This window comes from Alcaligenes faecalis, assembly GCF_002443155.1.
Lineage (GTDB): Bacteria > Pseudomonadota > Gammaproteobacteria > Burkholderiales > Burkholderiaceae_B > Alcaligenes > Alcaligenes faecalis.
In genome coordinates, this window is sequence record NZ_CP023667.1 from 2,342,802 (window position 1) to 2,367,456 (window position 24,655).

A 24,655-nucleotide genomic window follows, 5' to 3' on the forward strand; every position below is an offset into this window, starting at 1 on the left:
ATACGATCAATAAGGACGGTCACCAATAATGGTGGCTCGGGCCATTTTGCGGGGCAAAGGAAAGTAGTCCTGAACGGCATAATGCTGGGTGGCCCGGTTATCCCAAAATGCGATGGTGTGAGGCTGCCATTTCAAGCGCACCTGGTATTCAGGATGACGAGCCTGATCCACCAAATACTGCAGCAGGAAATGCGCGCCACTTTGCAGCTCGGACATGCCACGGAAAAAGCCGGTTTCGATGTAATTGGCCAGATGAGTAGTCCAGCTGCTGACATACAAAATCCGCTGACCGGTTTCCGGATGAGTACGCACCACAGGGTGTGTCTGAGCCGGGAAGCGATCTCGCAAAGCCGCCCTGTCCTGCTCGGGGATACGGTCTATGAAGCCGGGCAACAAATCATGCACCGCTTCCAGCTCGTGCAAAATGTCTTTGATATGGGGCGGCAGGTTTTCATAGGCCAGTGCCATATTGCACCAGATGGTGTCGCCCCCGGCGGGTGGACATTCAATGCAGCGCAGGATGGAGCCCATGGAAGGTTCGGCCCGCCAGCTGACATCGCTGTGATAGATATTCTCACGTCCCGGTTGCGTGTTATTGCCGCCTAACAGCACCAGCTCAGGATAGTCCGGATCGTGAGGGAAAACCGGATGCACTTCCAGCTCCCCAAAACGACGGGCGAACGCAACGTGCTGTGCTGCGTTCAAAGGCTGATCACGAAACACCAGCAATTGATGCTTCAACAACAAGGCACGCAGTTCCTGCACCTGCGTGTCCTCCAAGGGCTGAGTTAAATCGACTCCCGCTACCTCTACGCCGATAGCGGGCGACATAATTCTGGTTTCCAAGCGACTGGCTGCGATTGGACTGTCTACGGCCTGCACCATTTTTCATCTCCTGAATATTGTTTCGTTTCAAACGAAACAATATTAGCGTGAGAAGAATTCAGCACAACCCGGTAATTACCCTTGAAACTTCAAATATGTGCGTCGCCGCTGAAATCGCTGCCAAAGCGCTGAACCATGCGGTTTTCCAGGCGCGTCATCATTTCTTTAAAGGAGCTGAGCTCTTCCTGGCTAAGCACGGACGTCAGTTCTTGTTCCAGATCCAGGGCGATAGGCACGATGCGATCATGCACTTGCTGGCCCTGCTCGGTCAGGCACAGCAGATTGCTGCGCATATCGTTTTCATTATCGCGACGAGCAATCAACTGGGCGGCTGTCAGACGGGAAACCGCACGGCTGACCTTGGCCTTGTCCATGCTGGTGCGCTCAGTCAAACTGCCCGAGGTCAAGGTGCCATAGCGACCCAAGGTCGCAATAATGCGCCACTCCGGAATGGATAACCCAAATTGCTGCGCATGCTGGCGCGCAAAGGTCACCGCAATATGCGAGGCCAGTATCGTGACTTGATACGGGAGAAAATTCTCCAGGTCCAGGGTGGTTTTTTCCAACTCGCTTCCCAAGGCGCTAGTCCGCTTTCTATAAGGAGTTTGATCATAGCATCGCCAGACGAGAGCTTATCCAGTTGCCTGTCCCCTTATTTTTCGATGCAACAAGAAACGACAAGCGCCGCTTTTCCTACAGTCATAGTTGTTTACGATGCCTGCGCCATAAATCCGATACGCTGGAAGATCATTTTAGTCAGGAGATGTTCATGCTAAATGCGATTGATCCCACCAAAGCCCCCGACACCACCCCTCCCGGCAAAACTCCCAATCCCGAGCCTGATCCAAAAAAGATCCCTGGCAATGAGCCGCCATCCAAAAAATAGCCTCAGTCTGTGGCTTCGCAAGCCCGCATCCGCGAGAGTTTAAGGCCTGTCTGGTCAAACACAGGTCGCATGTCATTACATTGAGATGCGGCCTGAAATGGCTGCTACATTTTCTGCAGTACAGTGAATCGTGGTGACATTTATTACAAACCATCACCATAGGCTGATTAGCAAGCCAGTTTGCAAACGCTATTACATCAACCGCAAAAATTATTTGAGGAGCATTGTATGGCCCAGCTCGATCGAGGCACCATGTGCATCATGTGCCAAACCCTTCCACTCTCGCAACCTAACGCCCAACGGCATCCCTACCTCAAACCCATCAGACGAGTCGATGACGCTGACGAACAAAGCACGGAAAGTCTTTACCACTGCACTGTTTGTCAAACCCATTGGCTATATCAACGCAACAAATGGGACGTCTGCCTGGGATTCAAGTTATGGCAAGGGGGCCTGCAGGCATTTAACCGGCGGCATGTACCGCTTGTCGTCCCCACTCAGAGTACAGCCAGCAAAAAAAACAAGATGCACCAGGGTCCTGAGCTGCTCTCTTGAACCCTGCTAGTCGCAGAACACGCTGGATCGATGTATGGGCAGCTCTTTCCTGCCGGCTGCCCGGTCATTCACCATTCACCTGCCCCGCTTGAAATGCTGCACCTGCTTGTAGCGTGCACCATGACCATCCCCCCTTCGGGGCCAACCATTCAGACCGCATCAGTCCAGACCAGTGCTGCCTGAACAGGCCTGTTCTGCCTGCTTCCAAACCAGTCATTTTTCCAAATCGAATGTTGCAAAGTTAAGACTATTCAAAAAAAAAACTGCACACAATGCTCACTTGTTGCGCTGCAGCATATATTATTTTTCCATAGTCGTTGTTCCTGCGGTGGTGAGATGAGCGGAGACAGGCGTCACAGAGCGCTGCTGTTATCTCGCTGCCCACCGACTAGGCAAGACCGGGGTCACGTGCCTAGCTAGCTTACTCGCCTTGCCGGAATTGTGTTGCTCTTCAACCTACAACACAGGTCCGCTTGCCTACCACTTGCGTTCGCGCTGTCGCACACCCTGCCGACAGCCGGAGAGTCGCTCACACCGGCACTGCCCGGTTGCACTCAAGCCATCCACCAGGATTACCCATCCCGGTCGGCCCCCTCTCAACCGTCTCCTACCCCTCTCGGTGTTCCTTTGCATCCGCAAGGCCAGCTTGCCTGTGTTTACTTCAGGAACACCTATGAAATTGATTACCGCCATCGTCAAACCCTTCAAGGTTGACGAGATACGCGAGGCCCTTTCCGATCTGGGCATACAGGGGATGACGCTTACCGAGGTCAAGGGTTTTGGTCGCCAGAAAGGCCACACCGAGCTTTACCGCGGTGCGGAATATGCGGTCGACTTCCTGCCCAAGATCCGCATTGAACTGGCTATTCCCGACGAGCAGTTGCCAAGCGTTCTGGAAGCCATTCAAAGCAGCGCCCGCACCGGTCGTATTGGTGACGGCAAGATCTTTGTCCAGCCGCTGGACCACGTCATCCGCATCCGCACCGGCGAATGCGATGAACAAGCCCTGTAATCGGAGACTCCATCATGAACAACGCTGATCTATCGTGGATGCTGGTCTCCACGCTTCTGGTACTAATGATGGCCGCGCCGGGCCTGGCCCTGTTTTACTCGGGGATGGTGCGTCAAAAAAATGCCTTGTCCATGCTGTCCCAGACCTTGCTGGTGTTCAGTCTGGGGGTGGTGCTGTGGTTTATCTATGGCTACTCACTGGCCTTTACCGCTGGCAATCCCTTGATTGGCAGTTTCGACAAGGTCTTGTTCAACGGCATGTTCACCGCTGCTGACCAACAGTTCTCCATGTCGGGCACATTGCCTGAACTGCTGTTTGCGTCTTTTCAGGCCACCTTTGCCGGTCTGACTTGCGCTCTGGTTGTCGGTAGTCTGGCAGAACGTACCCGCTTGTCCGCCATCCTGGTCTTTACCGTGATCTGGTTCACCCTGGCCTATCTGCCCATTTGCCATATGGTCTGGTTTGCCGATGAACAGCACGGCGGCTTGCTCAACTCCCGTGGCGCGCTGGACTTTGCCGGTGGGACTGTCGTGCATATCAATGCCGGTATTGCCGGTCTGGTCGGTGCCTGGATGATTGGCCCTCGACTGAACTACCGTCGTGAAGCCATGCCCCCTCATAACCTGCCCTTGACCTTTATCGGCGCGGCTCTGCTGTGGGTAGGCTGGTTCGGTTTCAACGCAGGCTCGGCTTTGTCTGCCAATGAAAATGCCACGCTGGCGTTCTTCAACACCATGTTGGCTGCTGCCATTGGCGTTGTGGCTTGGGCCTTGGGCGAATGGATCAGCAAAGGCCACCCTTCCTTGCTGGGTGCCTGCTCGGGTGCGATTGCAGGTTTGGTTGGCATTACCCCAGCAGCTGGTTTTGTGGCTCCTTCCGGTGCACTGGCCATTGGCCTGATTACTTCCCTGGCTTGCTTGTGGGGCGTTAATGTTCTGAAGCGCTGGCTACGTGCTGACGATACGCTGGACGTTTTTGGCATTCACGGTTTGGGCGGGATTGTGGGCGCGTTGCTCACGGGTCTGTTCAACGCCCCTGTTCTGGGTGGTCCCGGTACCGCTGCTGGCAACAGTATCTGGATGCAGTTGTGGATTCAGCTCGAAGGTGTCTTGCTGACTCTGGTCTGGTCCGGTGTGGCTGCCTGGATTGCCTTCAAAATTGCCAAAGTCGTCTGCGGTGGTTTACGTGTCGATGCTGACCATGAGCGTGAAGGTCTGGATATCCGTACCCACGGTGAAACGGGTTATCAACATTGAGATCCCATCATGATTCTTGATTATCTTGCCCACCGGCAAACAGCCCCCTTTAAACACAGGTACAAACCTAAAAGAAAAAGCCCTCTTTCGAGGGCTTTTTTTATAAGCAGAACGGCTGCTTATTTTTCTTTGCGGTAAGCATCATGACAAGTCTTACAGGACTTGCCCACATTACCGAAAGCCACGCGGAAGGCATCAAAGTCGCCCGAGTCGGACGCCACTTTCAGCTTGTCGATCGCAGCGGTGAAATCATCGGTAGCTTGCTTGAAACCTTGGGCATCGCTCCAGGCTTCAGCTTTGGTCTCGCCGCCTTCAGTACCGGCACCAAATGCGCCCCAAGGCAGAGCTGCCAAAACAGTCAGCACTTCCACGTTCTTGGCGATAGCAGCCGCGTCGTAAGGCGCTTCCTTTTTAGCGACGGGAGCCATACGACCGAAGTGAGAACCAATCAGCGACATGCTGGCTTGACGATAGTTCACGGCTTGCTCGGGCTTGGCGAATTGGGCTGTAGCTGGCGTGACAAACGCGGCGCACAAGGCGGCAGCGGCAGTCAAAAACGCAAGTTTTTTCATGGGAACTCCTGTGTGATGAAACATAAAACACTTCATAAAGCACTGGCTCAAGAAACCCAATCAGGCAGAGTCACTGCACAGTGACCCTGCTCTATGGATTCAGATTGCCTGGGCCAACTGTACCGCGACGCCCAGATAGCTGCGTGGAGTTAGCTCAAGCAAATAGTTTTTAGCGTCTGCAGGCAGCTCCAGGCCACCAATAAACTCGCGCAACGCTTCTTCGGTAATGCCACGACCACGGGTCAGGGCTTTGAGTTGTTCGTAAGGCTGGGGCAAACCATAGCGGCGCATCACGGTTTGCACGGGCTCGGCCAGGATTTCCCAGCAAGCATCAATATCCGCATCCACGGCGGCCGCGTTCAATTCCAGCTTGCCGATGCCACGCAGGCAGGCGTCATAGGCCACCACGCTGTAGCCCAGGGCCACGCCCAGGTTACGCAGCACGGTCGAGTCAGTCAGGTCACGCTGCCAGCGGGAGATAGGCAGCTTCTCGGACAGGTGACGCAGCATGGCGTTGGCCAGACCCAGATTGCCTTCCGAGTTTTCAAAGTCAATCGGGTTGACCTTGTGCGGCATGGTGGACGAACCGATCTCGCCTTCTTTCAGGCGCTGCTTGAAGTAACCCAGGGAGATGTAGCCCCAAACGTCACGGTTGAAGTCCAGCAGAATGGTGTTGGCGCGGGCAATCGCGTCAAACAGGGCAGCCATCCAGTCATGCGGTTCGATCTGAATGGTGTAGACGTTTTGCGTCAGACCCAGACCATTTAACACCTTCTTGCTGAAGGCTGGCCAGTCAATTTCGGGGTAAGCCGAGAAGTGCGCATTGTAGTTACCGGTTGCACCGTTCAGTTTAGCCAGAGGCTGAACAGCGGCGATGGCGCTAATGGCGTTTTGCAAACGGGCTGCCACGTTGGCGAACTCTTTGCCCATGGTGCTGGGGCTGGCAGGCTGACCGTGGGTGCGCGAGAGCAAAGGCTGCTCGGCATGCAGACGGGCCTGGGCCTTGATGGCATCGCACACTTCTTGCAGCTGGGGCAGGATGACCTGCTCGCGAGCACGCGTCAGCATCAGGGCGTGCGAAGTGTTGTTGATGTCTTCAGAGGTGCAGGAGAAGTGGATGAATTCAGCCGCTGCGGACAGCTCGGCGTGGTCGGCCACTTTTTCTTTCAGCCAGTATTCCACGGCTTTCACGTCGTGGTTGGTGGTGCGCTCGATGGCCTTGATACGGGCGGCATCGTCTTCCGAGAAGTTCTGCACCAGGCTCTTGAGCACCTCGCGGGCTTGGGCGGAGAAAGCAGGCAGTTCAGGTAGACCCGCGTCGGACAGGCCGATCAACCAGGCCACTTCGACCTCCACGCGATGCCACATAAATGCGGCTTCGGACAACAGGCCACGCAAGGGGGCGGTACGGCTGCCATAACGCCCGTCCAATGGCGACAAGGCATTCAGAGTGCTCAGGGTATCGGCTATGTGCATCGTTCTACAGAAAAGAAGGGGGAATAAAGTCAGCCCGCATTCTAACATTGCGGGCTGACACCCGTATGCCGCGTGTTCAGCATGGGGTCAGAATGCGACGACTGTTCGAGGCTTTGACGAATAAACCACAGTTTTTCGACATTGTTTCCAGCGGCAGGTTCAGGCCCGGCCTGCGGGGCGTTCGCCCATAGGTTCCTGCTATACTTTTTGAGCCTGCAACTTTTGATAGCTTTTTATGAAACTTCTAGCTTCCCTCACCAGCCCATACGCGCGCAAAGTGCGTGTTGTCATGGCGGAAAAAAAGCTCGACTACGAGCTGATTCTGGAGGATGTGTGGGCCGATGACAGCGATATTCTGAAACACAATCCACTGGGCAAAGTCCCCTGTCTGATTATGGATGATCAGGCAAGCTTGTTTGACTCCCGCGTGATCGTCGAGTATCTGGATACCCTCTCGCCCGTCGGCCGTCTGATTCCCCAAGCCGGACGTGATCGCGCTGCGGTTAAATGCTGGGAAGCCATTGCCGATGGCTTGCTTGATGCCTGCGTTGCCATCGTGGTGGAAAAACGCCGTCCCGAAGAAATGCGCCTGCCCGCCTGGATTGACCGCCAAAACAGCAAGATCACCGCCGCCCTGCAATCCATGAACAACACCTTGGGTGACCAGTCCTTTTGCATGGGCACCAGCTTTAGCCTGGCCGATATTGCCGTAGGCTGCGCACTGGGTTATCTGGATCTGCGCTTTCCTGAACTGGACTGGCGCTCGCAGTACGGCAATCTGCAACGCCTGGATGAAAAACTCCAAGCGCGCCCCTCGTTTGCCAGCACCTTACCGCCTACGCAGTGAGCGTTGCACTAGCAAGCCAGGGCCCATTCTTTTGAATGGGTTTTTTTATGTCTGAAGAAGGGCCCGGAATTATGCTTGATGCTTGAACAAACCTGCGGCAACTCAGTATGGGAAGCGTATTGAGAGGCTCTGAAAGCAAAAAGGCAGACCCCTGGGTCTGCCTTTTTTTATTGCCTGACTCAAGCCTGTGTGGTGGCCTGCGTAATCATGTAGATTGCCAGCACGGTCAACATGCCGGCAAAGATACGCTTGAGCGTCACCTGGTCAATTTTGTGGGCCAGGCTGGCGCCCAAGGGAGCCGTACAAATACTGGTGGCCGAAACAATCAACAAGGCAGGCCAGTAGATAAAGCCAATCATCCCGGGATGGCTGCCGAAGGTGGCCTGTCCGGACCAGATATAGCCCACGCTATTGGCCAGGGCGATGAAAAAGCCCAAGGCAGCCGAAGTAGCGACGGCCTGCCGAACGGGCACATTACCGCGCAACATGAAGGGCACGGACAAGAAGGCCCCGCCTGCGCCTAACAGACCTGAGACAAAGCCGATCAAGGCTCCCATGGCAGCAATCCAGAATGGAGCAGGCAGGGAGCGGCCTTGCACTGGGGCCGACTTGCGCGCCATTTTAGAGGCCGAATACAAGACGAACACACCGAACACAATCGCCAGCGCCGTGCTGTTGATCATGGCAAAAATCGCGCCGCCCGACAGCAGCCCGCCCACGATCAAACCGGGCACCATCACCTTGACCACGTCCCAACGGATGGCGCCATGTTTATGGTGCGCCCGCACACTGGACAAGGAAGTGAACAGAATCGTGGCCATGGCCGTGGCAATGGACGCATGCACGGCCAGCTCTTGCGGCACACCAAACAGCGGCAGCAGGAAGGTCAGGAACGGCACCAGAATCATGCCCCCGCCAATCCCCAGCAGACCCGCGGCCAACCCGATACCGGCACCCAGCACCAGCAAACTGATGACAAGAATGGGATCCATGCCCGCCTCTTATTGAATAATGCCGCCGCCCAGGCAGCGGTCACCGTCATACAGGACCACGGACTGGCCTGGAGTCACGGCCCATTGGGGCTGATCAAAATGCAGGGACAGGCTGTCGCCATCGGCAGCCAGGATCGTGCAGGCTGCATCGGCCTGGCGATAACGGGTCTTGGCATGAATCGGGCCCAGCGCTGGCGGATGGCCCGCTACCCAACTGGTCTGTTCAGCCTTCAATTCGGACTGCAGCAGCCACGGGTGATCGTGCCCTTGCACCACATACAGCGTGTTCGTGGCCAGATCCTTGCGGGCGGCATACCAGGCGTCGGCAGTACCGTCTTCGCGCTGCTTGCCCTTGACGCCACCAATGCCCAAACCCTTGCGCTGACCATAGGTGTGGAAAGCCAGGCCCACGTGCTGACCCAGCACCTGCCCTTCTGGTGTCTTGATCGGACCGGGTTGAGTAGGCAGATAGCGATTCAGGAACTCGCGGAAAGGACGCTCGCCGATAAAGCAAATGCCAGTCGAGTCTTTTTTAGCCGCGTTGGGCAGCTTCAATTCCTCAGCAATACGGCGCACTTCCTGCTTGTTAATCTCGCCCAACGGGAACAAGGTGCGCGACAGCTGCGCCTGGTTCAGGCGATGCAGAAAATAGCTTTGGTCTTTGGACGCATCCAGACCTTTCAACAGCTGATAGTCTGTACCGCCCCCAGCCATGGGCACGCCACGCACACGGGCGTAATGGCCAGTGGCAATCCAGTCCGCACCCAAGGTCATGGCGTGGTCCAGAAAAGCCTTGAACTTGATTTCCGCATTGCACAGAACATCGGGATTCGGGGTGCGACCTGCCGAGTATTCCCGCAAGAACTCCGCAAACACGCGGTCTTTATATTCCGCAGCGAAGTTGACTGCCTCGATCTCGACCCCGACCAGATCGGCCACGCTGGCCGCATCCAGCCAATCCTGGCGCGAGGAGCAAAATTCGGAGTCATCGTCGTCTTCCCAGTTCTTCATGAACAGGCCCACGACTTCATAGCCTTGCTCTTTAAGCAGCCAGGCCGAGACAGAGGAGTCCACGCCGCCGGACATTCCGATAACGACGCGACCTTTTTTGGTGGAAATAGTCATTGCAGTGATGGTGAGAGGTGTCGCAGCAGGCAGACCCATGGTCTGGCACGCACCTGACTAACTAAAAAAGGCATTGTACGCCTGCGCTGACGCATGTACAGGCAGACACTGCCCACGGCTGGGGTTTATGGAAAACTGTGCTGCCCAGGACACAAATAAAAAGCCCGAACACGCGGTCCGGGCTTTCAGGGCGGCTCAAGTGTGGCTCAAGCGCGATCAGTCCAGAGGACGCGGGGGCAACATCTTGCCAGGGTTCATGATGTTGTGAGGGTCCAGCGCCTGCTTGATGCTGCTCATCACATCCAGTGCATCCTGACCGTGCTCGGCCAACATGAACTCCATCTTGTGCAAGCCCACACCGTGCTCGCCGGTACATGTACCTTGCATGGCAATGGCACGCTCTACCAGACGATGGTTCAAGCGCTCGGACTCGTCCCACTCTTCCTGGCTATCGGCATCCAGCAGCATCAGAACGTGGAAGTTGCCATCACCCACGTGACCCACGATGGTGTACGGGAACGGAGCCTGATCCATATCGGCCGCGGTTTGCGCCACACACTCTGCCAACGCGGAGATAGGCACACAAACGTCCGTGGTGCTGGAACGACAGCCGGGACGCAGTTGCAAACCGGCAAAATAGGCGTTGTGTCGGGCCGTCCACAAGCGGGAACGATCCTCGGCCTTGTCAGCCCATTCAAAGTCCATGCCACCGTTTTCACGGGTAATTTCCTGAACCACCTGAGCCTGTTCCTGCACACCGCTGGGGCTGCCGTGGAATTCAAACAGCAACAGGGGCGATTCTTTCAGCGTCAGCTTGCTGTAGGCATTGGTGGCACGTACGGCGGCCGTATCCATGAACTCAACGCGCGCAATCGGAATACCCATTTGAATGACCTCGATCACGCTTTGCACGGCAGAGCGCAGATCGGGGAAATTACAGATGGCGGCAGAAATGGCTTCGGGTTGCGGGTACAGACGCACCGTCACTTCGGTGATGATGCCCAGCGTGCCTTCGCTACCGATGAACAAGCGGGTCAGGTCGTACCCGGCGGAGGATTTCTTGGCTCGGTTAGCCGTATCGATAATGCGGCCGTCTGCCGTGACGACCTTCAGGGTCAGGACGTTTTCACGCATGGTGCCGTAACGCACGGCATTGGTACCGGAGGCACGGGTTGCAGCCATCCCGCCCAGGCTGGCATCCGCACCGGGATCGATGGGGAAGAACAAGCCCGTATCACGGATATGCTCGTTCAAGGCCATGCGTGTCACGCCAGCTTGCACTGTGGCGGTGAAGTCTTCGGCATTAATCGCCACGATCTCATCCATGCCGGACAAGTCCAGGCTGACGCCACCTTGAATTGCCAGGAAATGCCCTTCCAGGGAGGAGCCGGCCCCGTAAGGGATCAGGGGAACATGATGCTCATGACAATGACGTGCCACCCAGGCTACTTCTTCTGTGCTGCGAGCAAAAACAACCACATCAGGCAGCATGGGTGGATACGGCGACTCATCCCGTCCATGGTGTTCACGCACAGCGTGAGAAAGCGAGCACCGCTCTTGGAACTGAGCCTGCAAGGCTTCTACAAAACCTTCAGGTAAAGGGCGCCGCGCTAGATCGGCATGACCGGGAGCATTCATGAGCATTCCAAAAAGGCAAAACCCTATTATGAGTGGCTAAGTGCCCCCTCTTCAAGAGCGACTCGTGCCTGGCGACGCTGACGCACCGCTTCAGCCAGTTTTTCCAGAACCACCACGGTGTCATCCCAATCGATGCAACCATCGGTAATGCTTTGGCCGTAGGTCAAAGGCTTGCCTTCCACCACGTCCTGACGACCGCCTACCAGATGGCTTTCGATCATCACGCCGCAGATACGCATATCGCCGCCCGAGATCTGACCGGCCACATCGGCCAGCACTTCGGGCTGACGGCGGTAGTCTTTATTGCTGTTGGCGTGGCTGGCATCGACCATCACACGCGGCACCATGCCAGCCTTGATCATGGCCTGGCTGGTTGCCTCAACGTTTTCAGCATCGTAGTTCGGTGTCTTGCCGCCGCGCAGAATCACGTGGCAATCGTTATTACCCACGGTGGACACAATGGCGGAGTGACCACCCTTGGTGACCGACAGGAAATGGTGTGGCTGGGAAGCGGCCTTGATCGCGTCCAGAGCAATACGGATATTGCCATCCGTGCCATTTTTGAAGCCGACGGGGCAGGACAACCCGGAGGACAGTTCGCGGTGAACCTGGCTCTCTGTCGTGCGAGCACCAATGGCGCCCCAGGAAACCAGATCGGCAATGTACTGGGGAGTAATCATGTCCAGGAATTCGCAACCAGCGGGCAAATCCAGCTGGTTCACGGCCAGCAGCAATTCACGCGCGGTACGCAAGCCCTGATTGATGTTGAAGCTGCCATCCATGAAGGGGTCGTTGATCAGCCCTTTCCAGCCCACGGTGGTACGTGGCTTTTCGAAGTACACACGCATCACGATTTCCAGCTCGGGCGCAAAGCGCTTGCGCTCCACCGTCAAACGGCGGGCGTAGTCCATTGCGGCTTCAGTATCGTGAATGGAACAAGGGCCCACCACGACCACCAGACGATCATCCCGTTCGTGAAGGATTTTGTGAATGCTGCGGCGTGCCTTGTGAACCGTAGTCGAGACAGCAGAGGTACACGGGAACTCGCGCATCACATGGGATGGGGGAGACAGCTCCTTAATTTCACGAATCCGTAAATCATCAGTATTGTGCGACACGATTGAACTCCAGTTGGTTTGCCAGGTCCGGGGGCAAACGAAAAAAAAGCCGCCCGGACAATGCTGGCGGCTTATTTCAGGATTTGGGTCTTACTTGTGTTTGGTGCAACCCGTCCTTTCCTCCACCAGCGGCATCGGAAAAGCATAAAAATAAAAGAAGAAAACGGGGGTTGCGAAAGTCATGGGAAAAATCCTAACACAGTTCCGGACGCGCCGCCAACAAAACCAGCAAGATTCATCCACAAAAACGCAGAACAACAAAATATTTATACTAACAAGACCCTAAAAAATACCACCAAACGAAACAATCATTTCGTTTAGCGTTTTTTATTGGCCCTTTTGTTTCGTGTTATCGCGAAAAACCACGATAAATCGTTTAGATGGCTTGTTTGTCTTATTTTTACATCTACATACAAACCTGATCACTATCTGTCCTGCGCAGAGGGAAAAGGGCCAGAACACAGGGTTCTGGCCCTTAGCTGCCTAATTTAGCAGCACGCTATCCGCCCTTTTCCGCCATAACGAGCTTGCTGTCGCTCGCGGAAAAACTCGGCGTACTCCATCGGTTTCTGATCGGGGTGATTTACCCGCATATGATTCAGATAGGTTTCATAATCAGGCACGCCCACCATCAGGCGCAAGGTTGTGGCCAGATAACGCCCGGTACCCCGCCCTGCCTGGGCACTGCGCGAGATGGCTCCTGTCAATAAGCCTTTCATATCAAGCTCCTGCTGCCGCTTGAGCCGGCAATGACTCGTAGGGAGTCTCGGCAGAATGCGGCTCTGTGCTGCAGCGCGCTTTCAACACGCAACGGATGCCAAAGAACACCATGCTCAAGACCACGAAAATGAACAGACCGCACAAGGTGGAGTTCACGTAATCGTTAAAAATAACCTGCTGCATCTGCTCCAGTGATTTGGCCGGTGCCATGACGGTTTGTTCCGCCAGACCCTGCTGGTACACCTTGGCATGGGCCAAAAAGCCGATCTTGGGATCGGGGTGGAACATTTTCTGAAAGCCCGCCACCAGCGTGCAAATCAGCAGCCAGATAGTGGGAACCACGGTCACCCAGGCGTAGCGGTCTTTCTTCATCTTGAAGAGCACCACCGTACCCAGGACCAACGCCACCGCTGCCAGCATCTGGTTGGCGATACCAAACAAAGGCCACAAGGTATTGATGCCGCCCAGCGGATCGACCACGCCCTGATACAGGAAGTAGCCCCACGCCGCCACGCACAAGGAAGTGGCAATCAAGTTGGCAACCAGGGACTCCGTACGCCGCAAGCCTGGTACAAAGGTGCCCATCAAGTCTTGCAGCATGAAGCGACCCGCACGAGTACCGGCATCTACTGCCGTCAGAATGAACAGCGCTTCAAACAAAATGGCAAAGTGGTACCAGAAGCTCATCATCGCAGGCCCGCCGATGACGTTGTGCAAGATGAAGGCCATACCCACGGCCAAGGTAGGTGCGCCACCGGCACGGGAAATAATGCTGTTTTCGCCCACGTCGCTGGCCATTTGGGTCAGATCGGCGGGTGTAATCAGAAAGCCCCAACTGGACACCACTTGTGCGGCCTGTTCAGGCGTGGTGCCAATCAAGGCGGCCGGGCTGTTCATGGCGTAGTAAATGCCGGGCTCGATCACGCAGGCGGCGACCAACGCCATGATGGCGACGAAGGATTCCATCAGCATGCCGCCATAACCGATATAACGTGCCTGGGTTTCGTTCTCGATCATCTTGGGTGTGGTGCCCGAGGAAATCAAGGCGTGGAAACCGGACACGGCACCGCAAGCAATGGTGATGAACAGGAAGGGGAACAAGCTGCCGGACCAGACCGGCCCTGTGCCATCAATGAATTTGGTGGTCGCTGGCATTTTCAGCTCGGGTGCCACGATCACAATCCCGATGGCCAGACCCACAATGGTGCCGATTTTCAGAAAAGTGGACAGATAGTCACGCGGAGCCAGCAACAACCACACAGGCAGCACGGCGGCAATAAAGCCGTAAATGATCAGCGCCCAGGTCAGCTCTTCGCCATTCAAAGTGAAGAACGGCCCCCAGCTTGGGTGCGCAGCCACATCCTGACCATAGACAATGGCGGCCAGCAGAAAGATCAGCCCGATCACCGAGACCTCGCCAATACGGCCCGGCCTCAGGAAGCGCAGATAAATCCCCATGAAAATGGCCAGCGGAATCGTCGCTGCCACCGTAAAGGTGCCCCACGGTGAGTTGATCAGGGCCTTGACCACAATCAGCGCCAGCACAGCCAGGATGATAACCATGATCATGAAGGCGCCAAACAACGCAATCACACCGGGCACCGTGCCCAGTTCGGACTTGATCAGATCCCCCAGCGAGCGCCCGTCGCGGCGCATGGAGATGAACAAAACGGTAAAGTCCTGCACCGCCCCCGCAAACACCACACCGGCCAGAATCCAGAGCATACCGGGCAGATAACCCATTTGCGCAGCCAGCACCGGCCCGACCAAGGGGCCCGCGCCTGCAATCGCCGCGAAGTGGTGCCCAAAGAGCACATGCTTATTGGTCGGTACATAGTCCAGACCATCGTTATGACGCCAGGCAGGCGTCATGCGGGTGGCGTCCAGCTCAAAGACCTTACGAGCAATGAAACGGCTGTAGTAACGATAGGCAATCAAATAGACGCAGACTGCGGCGACTACGATCCATAGAGCATTGATGCTCTCCCCCCGGCTTAGCGCCACCGTTCCCAGGGCAAAGGCCCCCAGCACCGCAACCAGCACCCAAATCAGATGCTGTTTCATAAAACCGCCCTCTTCTCTGCTCATAGAGCCTCCACGATTTTGCATTAAGTAAGTCTGCCACCAACTTTTTTTCCGGCTGCACTTCTGATCTGAAGAAGTCGCCAGCTGCCGGTACAAGAGGCGCTGCACCGCGTAGGGGCGAGCATTCTTGCTGGGACCGCACAGTGTTCTTGATACCGTGCATTTCCCGCACCAGCAGGGTTTGAAAGCGCCGTAAAGCGCACTTTCCAAAAAAGGTGTCGGCGCGCCCGAAGGCGCGCCGAACTCATTCATGAATCAATCTGGGGTAGGCACAAGCCAGGCGCTTTTGAGAGGACAAGCGCTCTTTAATCCTTGGGAGCATAGTAAAAACACGTACTCAAAACACCACGCATTTTCCCTAAGACCAAACTCTTTACTTATATATAAATTCTAATCAGTTCTTTTGGTCGATAGTTTCTATCCATTTAATTTGAGTACGAATGATTTTATGCGCTATGATTTCCCTGCAAATCTTTCGTAAAACAAATCATTCATAACGAAATGGTATAGGCGAGAAAAGGACTCATGATGAAACTACAATCCAAGCCCCTCTGCGCGCTGGCCTTTGCCCTGCTGGGCACCCTGGCTGCCGCTTCCAGCGCCCAAGCTGTCACGCTGGAACAAGTCAAAGAGCGCGGCGTGATTCGCGTCGCCGTTGCTAATGAAATTCCGTACGGATACATGGACATGTCCGGCAAAGCTCAAGGCGCCGGCCCGGAAGTGGCCAAGGCCATCCTGGAGCGCCTGGGTGTCAAAAAGATCAAATGGGAAACCGCCAATTTCGGCTCCCTGATTCCCGGTCTGCAAGCCAAGCGCTTTGATATGGTGGCCGCTGAAATGGCCATCCTGCCACAACGCTGCAATACCGTGCTGTTCTCCGAGCCCAACAGCTCCTATGGCGAAGGCCTGCTGGTGGCCAAGGGCAATCCCAAGAACATTCACTCTTACGAAGACTTCGCCAAGACCGATCACAAGATTGCCATCATGGCTGGGGCTGATCAGCTGGAAATGATGCAGGCCCTGGGGGTGCCCGATGATCGCATGATCACCATTTCCAACAATGCCGATGCCATCTCCACCGTGGCAACAGGCCGTGCCGATGCCTATGCCGCAACCGGCCAGACAGCCAGTGACCTGGCCTCCAAAGGGGGCGGCAAGGTGGAACTGGCCGCCGAATTCAAGGACCCCATCATTGACGGCAACCCGGTTCGTAGCTGGGGCGGTTTTGCCTTTGCCAAGGAATCCGAAGACCTGCGCGACGCGGTCAACAAGGAACTGGCCGAATTCAAGAAAACCGATGAATGGAAAGCCATCCTGAGCAAACATGGCTTTACCGAAGAAGACGCCAAGCACTCGTTTGAGAAATCCACGGAACAGCTGTGTAAAGCCTGATCCTTCACCTGCGGGTAAGGCGGCCGCACGGGCCTGCGCGGCTCCTTGCAAGGGCCGACAGCGCACACAAGGTGCACCGCCTGCCCTTGTCTGGAACCTGATATGGATTGGTTAAGTTACAGCTCGGCCCTGATGGAAGGGGCCTGGGTCACCATACAGCTCACGCTGTATTCAACCGTAGTGGGAGCGATCGCCTCCTTTGCCTTGGGCATAGGCAGGCTGTCCCACTCGGTGGCCCTGCGCTCACTGTCCATCACGATTATTGAAGTTTTTCGCGGCACCTCTTTATTGGTACAGCTGTTCTGGCTGTACTTTGCCCTGCCTATTCTGGGCGAGTCCATGGGTCTGGACTGGCGCCTGGACCCGGTCGTGGCCGGCACCCTGGCCCTGGGCCTGAACATTGGCGCCTATGGTGCGGAAGTAGTACGCGGAGCCATTCAGGCTGTACCGCACTCTCAACTGGAAGCCGCCAAGGCCCTGGACTTTACCGAGCGCCAGACCTTGTGGCGCATCAGCCTGCCCCAGGCCATCCCCGAGATGATGCCCAGCTTCGGGAATCTGGCCGTACAAAATCTGAAAGATACGGCCCTGGTCTCTTTGATCAGCCTGGGGGACTTGAGCTTTAGAGCTGAACAAATACGCAACTTCACCCAGGACAGCACCACTATCTACACCCTGCTCTTGCTGATGTACTTTGGCATGGCACTGGTGCTGACAGTTCTGATGAAATTGCTGGAACGCGCAACCGGCCGCTGGCGCGCGCAAAGGAGCTGAACATGCTGTTTGGTATTGAATGGGACACCAGCAGCAACGGAGCATTTGCGCTGTCTATCCTGCCTATTCTGCTTAAAGGCTTGTGGGTCACCATACAAGCCGCCGTACTGGGCTTTGGGGTGGCCGCTATCCTGGGACTTATCCTGGCCGGCCTGAAAAGCGTGCGCCTGCGCCTGATTTCCTGGCCCGCCTATGTGCTGACCGAATTCCTGCGCGACACGCCTTTGCTGGTGCAATTGTTTTTCCTGTACTACGTGCTGCCGGACTACGGCATTGTGCTGCCCGCCTTCCTGACCGGCGCACTGGCGCTGGGGGTGCAGTACAGCGCCTATCTGTCCGAGGTCTACCGCGCAGGTCTGGAATCCGTCACCCACGGCCAGACTGAAGCGGCCCGCGCGCTGGATATTTCTCCGCTGCGTACCTTTATGGTCATCACCCTGCCCCAGGCTATCCCACGCATCATCCCGGCCATGGGTAACTACCTGGTGTCCATCATGAAGGACGTGCCCGTACTCTCTGTCGTATCGGTGCTGGAAGTCCTGAACGTGGCCAAGATTATTGGTGACCGCACCTTTAACTACATCATTCCCCTGTCCATGGTGGGCGGCCTGTATCTGCTGCTGACCCTCCTGGCTTCCGCTGGGGTACGAGCGCTGGATCAGCGTTTGCCCAAGCAAGGAATTCCCCTGCGATGACTGACACAACAAGCCCCATCATTCAATTTGACAATGTCACCAAGAAGTTTGGTGATGTCACCGTCCTGGACGCCTTGAACTTTCAGGTGGAGCCGGGTGAGAAAGTCACTATCATCGGCCCTTCCGGTTCTGGTAAATCCACCGTGCTGCGCATCCTGATGACACTGGAAACCATCGACGAAGGCGTCATTACCGTGGCCGGCAAGCCCCTCTGGCATGAGCGGGTCGATGACAAACTGGTACCCGCCAGCCAGAATCACCTGCGCGAAATGCGCAAGGAAATGGGCATGGTGTTCCAGCAGTTCAACCTGTTTCCGCACATGACGGTGATGCGCAATGTCACCGAAGCGCCTACCCATGTGCTGGGCCTGTCCAAAGAACAGGCACGCGAACGGGCTACCAAATATCTGGATCTGGTGGGCCTGATCGACCATGCCGACAAATTCCCCAGCCAGCTCTCCGGCGGGCAGCAACAACGTGTGGGGATTGCTCGGGCCCTGGCCATGGAACCGAATATTCTGCTATTTGACGAGCCTACCTCGGCCCTGGACCCGGAGCTGGTCGGTGAAGTGCTGGGCGTCATTCAAAAGCTGAGTCAAGAACAGGACCTGACGATTCTGCTGGTGACCCACGAAATGCAATTTGCCAAGGAAGTCTCAGACCGCGTCTGCTTCTTTGATAAAGGCGTGATCGTGGAATCCGGCCCGCCCGAACAAGTATTCTGCAACCCGCAGGAAGCACGAACGCAGGCGTTCTTGAGCAACTTTATTCAAGCGGCCTGATTCTTTTTGTTTACAGGGCAGATCAGAGGGAGCGTATAGACCAGCGACACGTCTGTTCGCTGCCTCCATAACCCAAAAAACGCGGCAACAAGAAAGAGTGGCTGATAAAAAAGCATCCAGATTTAGCAGACAACACCAAGCTGAACAGGATGATGCGAAGGCAAGGTCTGCAACCGCCGAAAGCGGATTTCCACAAGCTGCGGTTTCACACAATCCAGCCGGGGTGGCACTACCTTACGCGGCATGCCACCCTGCTCTGCCACATGAAATGAATCAATACAGCTTTTTCTGAGGTGGGCCTGAAAAACGTAGTGGTCCGATGCTAGCCATATCCACTTCGACCACCGAGGGGCCTTGATGCTCAATGGCCTGCTTCACCACTGTTTTGAATTCGTCCAAGGACGACACCAGATACGCCTGGCACCCCATCGCCCGACCCACATCACGATAGCTAGGTGTGTGCAGCTGGTTGTAATACTGCCGATCTTCAAAGTAGCGCTTCTGTATGCCGCGCATCACGCCATAGCCGCCGTCATTCATCACCAGCAAGACCAGGTTGCTTTGCTCTTGCACCATCGTGGCCATTTCACCAATACCCAGCATCAAGCCCCCATCACCCACCAAGGCCACCACCTTCTTGTCCAGGTTCGCTTTGGCCGTACCGATCGCGTGTGCCAGCCCCAAGCCGATCGCCCCTGCCAAGGAGTGGATGTTTTGCAAGGGGGCTTGTACAGGGAACAGCCGACTGCCCCAGGTACTTCCGGACATGGTGATATCGCGCACCAGGATCGCATCTTCAGGCATGGCAGCACGCAGGGCAAAGCATAGCTCGGCATATGGCCCCAACTGTTCAGTCAATTGGAGTATGGCGGCTTCACGGGCCTGGGTAATCGCGGCATCATAGTCCGCATCGATAAAGCTGCAGCCCTGCAGATCTTGCACCAAGGCTGTCAGGGCTTCATTGGCCTCTGCGCAGACGAACTGGCTGATGGCGTAGTTTCGCTGTTGTGCAGCCGGGTTCGCATCAATTTGCAGGGTGTTGGCAGGAAACTGTATGGAATAGGTTTTGGTTTCATTGCTGCGCAAACGCGAACCGACCACCAAGACCAAATCCGCGTCGGCCAACAGCGTTTCCACTTCGGCGGTATTGTGAAATGCACCCAAACTACGAGGGTGACTATCTGCCAGGACGCCACGTGCATGTGTAGACGACACCACTGGAATCCCCATATCCGCCAACTGACGGACGGCTTTACCCGCTTTCAGGGTTCCCCCCCCTATCCAGAGCATGGGACGTTTTGCGGCTTTAACGGCTGCGGCCAGTCGGGCTCTGTCGCGCTCTTGCAAAGCAGGCAATTGCAAGGGGGCGGCCGGCTCCAGGGAGACAGGCCAGGCTATGTGTGCAGCCTGCACATCGATAGGAATCTCGACACTTACCGGCCCCATGGGAACGGTAGTCGCAACGCGTATGGCCTCTTGAATCATGCCCACCGCGTTCTCCGGGCTGGTGATGCGATACGCGGCTTTACTGGACGCGCGCAAGAAACCCAACTGATCTTTGGCTTCATGAATGAAACTGGCATCTCTATCCAGATACTCACGTTCAACTTGGCCCGTCAAATGCAGCACAGGGCTGGCAGCATTGCAGGCTTCGATAAGCGAGCCCACGGCATTGCCGGCCCCCGCCCCCGTGCTGGTCAAGGCCACGCCCAAACCAGTGAAACGCGATTCTGCGTCGGCCATGGTGACGCTACCCGCCTCGCCCCTGGCGCATACAAACTGCACCTGCTTGCGGCGGCCCAGCGCATCGGCAATGGGCAAATTGTGAATGGAAATCACGCCATACACATTGCGTACCTGGTGGCTCTCCAACACACGGGCAATGGCCTCACCCACGGAAATGGTTTCTGTCATGTTTGTGTCTCTCATCCTTCACACCATGGATCAGGCTGTGTACTCAGCCCCATATAAATACTTTTTTGCTGCATGTACGACAAAATACTCAGCCTGCCTTTCTCCCTGCCCACGCCGCTTTCTTTAAAACCGCCAAAGGGTGTGGAGATAGAGAATTTCTTGTAGGTATTAATCCAGACCGTGCCTACATCCAGTGCTCGGGCCAGTTGCCAAGCCTTGCGGTAGTTTTCAGTCCAAAGGCCGGCGGCCAAGCCGTAGACACTGTCATTGGCTTGCTGCAACAAGTCGTGCTCGTCCTCAAACGGCAATACCACCAGCACGGGGCCAAAGATCTCTTCCTGGCACACGCTGGCCCGGTTACCGAGCCCGGCAATAATGGTGGGGGCGTAGTAATTGCCTTGCGCCAGATCACCCTCGGTCAGACGGTACCCACCAACTACAATCTGCCCGCCCTCCTGTTCGGCGCGTCGCACGTAGGCGTCAACCGAATTCAAGTGTTTCTCGTCTATCAGTGGGCCAACTTGAGTCGCGGCGTGCTCGGGATGCCCCACACGCAGCGCTTGTGTTTTAGCGACCAAACGCTGCATAAAGGCCTCATACACGTTTGCGTGTACAAACAAGCGCGCACCGGCGATGCAAGCCTGCCCCGAGGAACTGAAAATGCCGTAGATCACCCCATTTACGGCCAGATCCAGATCGGCATCCTCCAACACCACCGTCGGCGACTTGCCTCCCAGCTCCAGGGAGGTACCAATCAAGCGCTCTGCTGCAATATGAGCCAGCTGACGTCCTGTGCTCGTCCCGCCTGTGAAGGAAATTTTCTTCACCAGTGGATGCTGCACAATGGCATTGCCCACGACTGAACCTTTACCCGGTAACACGCTTAGCAAGCCGGGAGGCAGCCCCGCTTGCTCAAACAGGCGCGCCAGTTCCAAGGCGATCAAGGATGTCGCTTCGGCTGGTTTCAAGATCACGGCATTACCCGCTGCCAAAGCGGGTGCCAGTTTTTGCACTTCAGAGGCAATGGGCGAGTTCCAGGGTGTGATGGCGGCCACCACCCCCAAGGGCTCATGCACACTCATGGTCAACCACTCTCTGGACCGGGCATTGGTCAGCTCTGTATCCAGGGTTTCCAGACACGCGGCGGTATAACGGGCCGTGGCGGCAGCACTCATCACCAAACCACGCGTTTCTGCCAGCGGTTTGCCGTTGTCTCTTGTTTGCAAAGCTGCCAGCTCGGCCACATTTTGCTCGATCAGATCGGCCACTTTATAGAGCACCCGAGCCCGCTCCACGGGCAAGCTATCGCGCCAGGAGGGCTCTTGCCAGGCCCGGTGCGCGGCTTGAACGGCCTCTTGCACATCTTCCAGGCTGGCGGTAGAAAACTCGGCATTCACGCTACCGTCTGCTGGAAAAATGCTGCGCGCAACCGCCCCCCGGCCTTGCCGCCAATGGCCGGCCAAAAATAATGCTTTCATGTTTTTCTCCGCCTAGATGACCAGGGCGTCACCCAGTTGATAGCAAGCGCGCACCACACTCAGTGCTGCCAAGGTGGACGTCTTAGGATTACTGGCTAAAGCGACGCCCTGCATTTCTATTTGCATCTCACCAAACGTTCCTTCGACACGGATACGATGCTGGTTTCGTGTCATGGCAGGATCAGCAATCAGCTCAACCTGAGTTGCGTCCATGCCCACCCCTGCCAGGGCGATGGTCGCTGCCACGTTTGCATTGGCCGGAAACTTCTGTGCCGCCTCACGAGCCGAACCTCGGAAAAATACGGTCGCTTCGGTTAGCGCATCCAAATCGACCAATTGCTCGGCATAGCTGCCTTTCCAACTGGCTGGTTTTTTACGCCCTTGATACACCACACTATCCAAACCCATTGTGCGTGCAGCGGCAATACCATCAACGCCCGCAATAGCGCCTGGCAAAATCTGTAGCTGTGCGCCCTGTGCAACCGCAAACTCACGTATCTCCTGCTCAAACACACTGTCGGCAAACGCCCCCACCGAAATCACAGCCAAAGGCAATTGGCGCTGCAATACTGCTTTGGCATGGGCTTTCAAACCAGCTTGCCCGGCCATCTCCAACACCAGATCTGGCGTTCCCACCATGTCATCCACATGGCTGATCACTTGCACAGCAGGCCCCAGCTCTTGCTGCATGGCGGCCACACCCGCTTCAGTGACAATCACCCATGCCAGTTCAATGGATTCAGGCAACAGGGCATGCACCGTTTTTGCCATGGCCCCATAGCCAATAAATGCTACTTTTTTCATCGTTCTGCCCTAAATTTCCTGACTAAACCCGCCAGACACGTCAATGACTGATCCCGTTGTATAGGAAGACAACGGCGACGCTAAAAACACCAAAGCCCGAGCCGCTTCCACAGGCTTGCCCAGACGTCCCATCGGTATGCCACGCTTGCGGGCAATGCCCGCCAGCCAATCCTCCCAGCTTTGATCAGGATCTGATCTATCCAGGTAGCGACGTTGCCACTGCCCGGACTCCACCATGCCAATCAAAATGGAGTTCACTCGAATGCCTGCAGCCACAAACTCTTTGGATAAACCTTTGCTCAAATTCAACAAACCCGCTCTGGCGGCTGAAGTTGCCATCATGTGCGGTTCAGGTTTGTAAGCCAGCAAGGAGTTCACATTGGCGATGGACGCAATGCTTGACTGGCGCAGATACGGCAAGGCGGCCCGCACGGGATTTAACACACTGAAGTACTTCAGCTGCACTTCCCGTATCCACTCTTCATCCGAGGTGTCTTCAAAGCTGGCAACTTTTCCCTGGCCCGCATTGTTGATCAGCATGTCCACACCGCCGAAACGCTGCGCTACCTGCTCAATAAATTGTTTGATGGCATCCGCATTCAACACGTCGCAACACTGTATATACAGACGATCCGACTCAAAACAGGCCGCCATTGTTTCCCAGGAATCCTGCAGGCGCCCGGAATCCCGTCCGCACCAGGCGACGTATGCGCCTTGCTCAAGCAATAGTCGTACGGTTTCCAGACCTATGCCTGAAGAGCCTCCCGTCACGACGGCCACTTTGCCGCTAACTTGAAAACTCATATGCTGCTCTCCTTCTTGTCCTGCTCGGCATGGCCAAAGACCAGGCGATCAAATAGCGCAGGTTGATCCACGTACAGCAAATGGCCAGCTTGCGGCACTGCCTGCAATTTCAGCCGTGGGTAACTGTGCTGTAAGGCCTGCATCCCGGCAGGTGGAGTAATGCCATCCTCTGTGCCGTACAAAACCTCTATGTCACCTTGAATACTCGGCAGGTAATCATCAATGCTGTCGTACGCCAAGAGATAGGAAGACGCTTGGAATCCCTCCAGACGCAGTCGTTTCATTGCCTGCGTCACCATCTGCATGTTTTCGGGTGTCACTTGCCCCAACAGAAACGGCCCACGCTCTTGCGCCATGGCTTCCGGGCCCAGCGCTTCGAGCAGTCGTGGACGTTTCTCGTATACCTGCCTTTGCTGCTCTGCCGAGGTTTTGCCATAGCCCTGTGCCACACTGGCCAACACCAAACGTGACACATCCTCCGGATACAGCGAGGCATAGGCAGTGGCCATCAATGCGCCCAAGGAATGCCCCACCAGCGTGAAGGCGGGCAAGCCCACCTCCTGCACCAAGGTTCTCAGTGCCTGAGCGTAATCAGCAGCGCTAGGGGTGGCTGAGGCCAAAGCGACACTGTCGCCATAGCCCGGCGCATCCCAGGCTATCAGCCGGTTTTTCCCCGCTTGGCTTGCAAACTGCTTGGCCCACAAACCCGCAGCCGAACTGATGCCGTGCAGCAAGACGTACACATCGCCTTGCTGCTCCCCGTTATCCCAATAAGACAGGCCAGAAGCCGTCTTACGCATCGCACCCTGTGTGCTCAATGGCATGTTTTGCCTCCTACTTTCGTG

Annotated in this window: 22 protein-coding genes; 7 read left to right on the top strand and 15 right to left on the bottom strand. The window is 56.0% G+C overall.

All coding sequences use genetic code 11. The features are described 5' to 3' along the window. Positions 1–6: 6 nt before the first annotated feature. Both CPY64_RS11020 and CPY64_RS11025 read right to left on the bottom strand, forming a co-directional pair. The gene (locus CPY64_RS11020; RefSeq protein WP_226791364.1) at positions 7–831 is read right to left on the bottom strand and encodes a TauD/TfdA dioxygenase family protein; all 825 of its coding nucleotides are present in this window, start codon (positions 829–831) and stop codon (positions 7–9) included. Positions 832–974: 143 nt separating this feature from the next. Further along, on the bottom strand, positions 975–1,451 hold the full coding sequence (locus tag CPY64_RS11025) for a MarR family winged helix-turn-helix transcriptional regulator (RefSeq protein ID WP_052362886.1): 477 nt from the start codon (positions 1,449–1,451) through the stop codon (positions 975–977). Positions 1,452–2,999: 1,548 nt separating this feature from the next. Between CPY64_RS11025 and CPY64_RS11035 the strand changes: the two genes are divergently transcribed. Both CPY64_RS11035 and CPY64_RS11040 read left to right on the top strand, forming a co-directional pair. Then, a complete protein-coding gene (locus CPY64_RS11035) occupies positions 3,000–3,338 on the top strand; it encodes a P-II family nitrogen regulator (RefSeq protein ID WP_003802910.1) in 339 nt (112 codons plus the stop codon). A 14-nt stretch (positions 3,339–3,352) separates the two neighbouring features. Continuing rightward, the gene (locus tag CPY64_RS11040; RefSeq protein ID WP_042481897.1) at positions 3,353–4,594 is read left to right on the top strand and encodes an ammonium transporter; all 1,242 of its coding nucleotides are present in this window, start codon (positions 3,353–3,355) and stop codon (positions 4,592–4,594) included. 119 nt (positions 4,595–4,713) lie between these two features. On the opposite strand, the gene CPY64_RS11045 is transcribed toward CPY64_RS11040, so the two are convergent. Both CPY64_RS11045 and purB read right to left on the bottom strand, forming a co-directional pair. Continuing rightward, positions 4,714–5,166, bottom strand: a complete 453-nt coding sequence (locus CPY64_RS11045; RefSeq protein WP_042481899.1) for a c-type cytochrome — start codon at positions 5,164–5,166, stop codon at positions 4,714–4,716. A 99-nt stretch (positions 5,167–5,265) separates the two neighbouring features. After that, entirely contained in the window at positions 5,266–6,642 is a 1,377-nt protein-coding gene (gene purB, locus CPY64_RS11050) for an adenylosuccinate lyase (RefSeq protein WP_042481902.1), read from the bottom strand. A gap of 235 nt (positions 6,643–6,877) precedes the next feature. Here purB and CPY64_RS11055 point away from each other — a divergent pair, with 235 nt between their 5' ends. Next, complete coding sequence (locus CPY64_RS11055) at positions 6,878–7,489, top strand: glutathione S-transferase family protein (protein ID WP_042481906.1); 612 nt, start codon at positions 6,878–6,880, stop codon at positions 7,487–7,489. A 179-nt stretch (positions 7,490–7,668) separates the two neighbouring features. On the opposite strand, the gene CPY64_RS11060 is transcribed toward CPY64_RS11055, so the two are convergent. The 6 genes from CPY64_RS11060 to CPY64_RS11085 form a co-directional block, all read right to left on the bottom strand. Beyond that, positions 7,669–8,481: a sulfite exporter TauE/SafE family protein gene (locus CPY64_RS11060; protein WP_042481909.1), complete on the bottom strand. Its 813-nt coding sequence runs from the start codon at positions 8,479–8,481 to the stop codon at positions 7,669–7,671. Positions 8,482–8,490: 9 nt separating this feature from the next. Continuing rightward, a complete protein-coding gene (gene mnmA, locus CPY64_RS11065; RefSeq protein ID WP_026483025.1) occupies positions 8,491–9,606 on the bottom strand; it encodes a tRNA 2-thiouridine(34) synthase MnmA in 1,116 nt (371 codons plus the stop codon). A gap of 216 nt (positions 9,607–9,822) precedes the next feature. Continuing rightward, complete coding sequence (locus CPY64_RS11070) at positions 9,823–11,244, bottom strand: FAD-binding oxidoreductase (protein ID WP_042481912.1); 1,422 nt, start codon at positions 11,242–11,244, stop codon at positions 9,823–9,825. A gap of 26 nt (positions 11,245–11,270) precedes the next feature. Beyond that, positions 11,271–12,365, bottom strand: coding sequence for a 3-deoxy-7-phosphoheptulonate synthase AroG (gene aroG / locus CPY64_RS11075; RefSeq protein ID WP_269465265.1), 1,095 nt, complete (start codon positions 12,363–12,365; stop codon positions 11,271–11,273). Positions 12,366–12,850: 485 nt separating this feature from the next. Continuing rightward, positions 12,851–13,081 (bottom strand): YbdD/YjiX family protein, encoded by a 231-nt coding sequence (locus CPY64_RS11080; protein ID WP_009456207.1) that lies wholly within the window; start codon positions 13,079–13,081, stop codon positions 12,851–12,853. 1 nt (position 13,082) lies between these two features. After that, the gene (locus tag CPY64_RS11085) at positions 13,083–15,146 is read right to left on the bottom strand and encodes a carbon starvation CstA family protein (protein ID WP_373862639.1); all 2,064 of its coding nucleotides are present in this window, start codon (positions 15,144–15,146) and stop codon (positions 13,083–13,085) included. Between the two features lie 546 nt (positions 15,147–15,692). Between CPY64_RS11085 and ehuB the strand changes: the two genes are divergently transcribed. The 4 genes from ehuB to ehuA all read left to right on the top strand — a co-directional run bounded on the left by ehuB (position 15,693) and on the right by ehuA (position 18,810). Continuing rightward, complete coding sequence (ehuB, locus tag CPY64_RS11090) at positions 15,693–16,559, top strand: ectoine/hydroxyectoine ABC transporter substrate-binding protein EhuB (protein ID WP_042481919.1); 867 nt, start codon at positions 15,693–15,695, stop codon at positions 16,557–16,559. Positions 16,560–16,661: 102 nt separating this feature from the next. After that, complete coding sequence (ehuC, locus tag CPY64_RS11095; protein ID WP_026483031.1) at positions 16,662–17,333, top strand: ectoine/hydroxyectoine ABC transporter permease subunit EhuC; 672 nt, start codon at positions 16,662–16,664, stop codon at positions 17,331–17,333. A gap of 2 nt (positions 17,334–17,335) precedes the next feature. Further along, complete coding sequence (gene ehuD, locus CPY64_RS11100) at positions 17,336–18,028, top strand: ectoine/hydroxyectoine ABC transporter permease subunit EhuD (protein WP_009456197.1); 693 nt, start codon at positions 17,336–17,338, stop codon at positions 18,026–18,028. Then, positions 18,025–18,810 carry an ectoine/hydroxyectoine ABC transporter ATP-binding protein EhuA gene (ehuA, locus tag CPY64_RS11105; protein ID WP_042481922.1) on the top strand — a complete coding sequence of 262 codons (786 nt, stop codon included), beginning with the start codon at positions 18,025–18,027 and terminating at the stop codon, positions 18,808–18,810. The genes ehuD and ehuA overlap by 4 nt, the downstream gene beginning before the upstream one ends. A gap of 273 nt (positions 18,811–19,083) precedes the next feature. Here ehuA and CPY64_RS11110 read toward each other — a convergent pair whose 3' ends face one another. From CPY64_RS11110 to CPY64_RS11130, 5 genes are read right to left on the bottom strand one after another with little or no spacing between them, the layout of a single operon-like run. Then, positions 19,084–20,724, bottom strand: coding sequence for a thiamine pyrophosphate-binding protein (locus CPY64_RS11110; protein ID WP_042481924.1), 1,641 nt, complete (start codon positions 20,722–20,724; stop codon positions 19,084–19,086). Positions 20,725–20,735: 11 nt separating this feature from the next. Next, positions 20,736–22,202, bottom strand: coding sequence for an aldehyde dehydrogenase (locus CPY64_RS11115; protein ID WP_042481926.1), 1,467 nt, complete (start codon positions 22,200–22,202; stop codon positions 20,736–20,738). A gap of 12 nt (positions 22,203–22,214) precedes the next feature. Beyond that, positions 22,215–23,006, bottom strand: coding sequence for an aspartate dehydrogenase (locus CPY64_RS11120; protein ID WP_042481928.1), 792 nt, complete (start codon positions 23,004–23,006; stop codon positions 22,215–22,217). A gap of 9 nt (positions 23,007–23,015) precedes the next feature. After that, the gene (locus CPY64_RS11125) at positions 23,016–23,810 is read right to left on the bottom strand and encodes an SDR family oxidoreductase (RefSeq protein WP_042481930.1); all 795 of its coding nucleotides are present in this window, start codon (positions 23,808–23,810) and stop codon (positions 23,016–23,018) included. After that, entirely contained in the window at positions 23,807–24,634 is an 828-nt protein-coding gene (locus CPY64_RS11130) for an alpha/beta fold hydrolase (protein WP_052362887.1), read from the bottom strand. Before CPY64_RS11130 ends, CPY64_RS11125 begins: the two co-directional genes overlap by 4 nt. Positions 24,635–24,655: the final 21 nt, after the last annotated feature.

Coding starts and splice junctions, on each gene's coding strand:
- CPY64_RS11020 (WP_226791364.1), bottom strand. CDS start 831: ATGTCGCCCGCTATCGGCGTAGAGGTAGCGGGAGTCGATTTAACTCAG.
- CPY64_RS11035 (WP_003802910.1), top strand. CDS start 3,000: ATGAAATTGATTACCGCCATCGTCAAACCCTTCAAGGTTGACGAGATA.
- CPY64_RS11040 (WP_042481897.1), top strand. CDS start 3,353: ATGAACAACGCTGATCTATCGTGGATGCTGGTCTCCACGCTTCTGGTA.
- CPY64_RS11045 (WP_042481899.1), bottom strand. CDS start 5,166: ATGAAAAAACTTGCGTTTTTGACTGCCGCTGCCGCCTTGTGCGCCGCG.
- purB (WP_042481902.1), bottom strand. CDS start 6,642: ATGCACATAGCCGATACCCTGAGCACTCTGAATGCCTTGTCGCCATTG.
- CPY64_RS11055 (WP_042481906.1), top strand. CDS start 6,878: ATGAAACTTCTAGCTTCCCTCACCAGCCCATACGCGCGCAAAGTGCGT.
- CPY64_RS11060 (WP_042481909.1), bottom strand. CDS start 8,481: ATGGATCCCATTCTTGTCATCAGTTTGCTGGTGCTGGGTGCCGGTATC.
- mnmA (WP_026483025.1), bottom strand. CDS start 9,606: ATGACTATTTCCACCAAAAAAGGTCGCGTCGTTATCGGAATGTCCGGC.
- CPY64_RS11070 (WP_042481912.1), bottom strand. CDS start 11,244: ATGAATGCTCCCGGTCATGCCGATCTAGCGCGGCGCCCTTTACCTGAA.
- CPY64_RS11080 (WP_009456207.1), bottom strand. CDS start 13,081: ATGAAAGGCTTATTGACAGGAGCCATCTCGCGCAGTGCCCAGGCAGGG.
- CPY64_RS11085 (WP_373862639.1), bottom strand. CDS start 15,146: ATGAAACAGCATCTGATTTGGGTGCTGGTTGCGGTGCTGGGGGCCTTT.
- ehuB (WP_042481919.1), top strand. CDS start 15,693: ATGATGAAACTACAATCCAAGCCCCTCTGCGCGCTGGCCTTTGCCCTG.
- ehuC (WP_026483031.1), top strand. CDS start 16,662: ATGGATTGGTTAAGTTACAGCTCGGCCCTGATGGAAGGGGCCTGGGTC.
- ehuD (WP_009456197.1), top strand. CDS start 17,336: ATGCTGTTTGGTATTGAATGGGACACCAGCAGCAACGGAGCATTTGCG.
- ehuA (WP_042481922.1), top strand. CDS start 18,025: ATGACTGACACAACAAGCCCCATCATTCAATTTGACAATGTCACCAAG.
- CPY64_RS11110 (WP_042481924.1), bottom strand. CDS start 20,724: ATGACAGAAACCATTTCCGTGGGTGAGGCCATTGCCCGTGTGTTGGAG.
- CPY64_RS11115 (WP_042481926.1), bottom strand. CDS start 22,202: ATGAAAGCATTATTTTTGGCCGGCCATTGGCGGCAAGGCCGGGGGGCG.
- CPY64_RS11120 (WP_042481928.1), bottom strand. CDS start 23,006: ATGAAAAAAGTAGCATTTATTGGCTATGGGGCCATGGCAAAAACGGTG.
- CPY64_RS11125 (WP_042481930.1), bottom strand. CDS start 23,810: ATGAGTTTTCAAGTTAGCGGCAAAGTGGCCGTCGTGACGGGAGGCTCT.
- CPY64_RS11130 (WP_052362887.1), bottom strand. CDS start 24,634: ATGCCATTGAGCACACAGGGTGCGATGCGTAAGACGGCTTCTGGCCTG.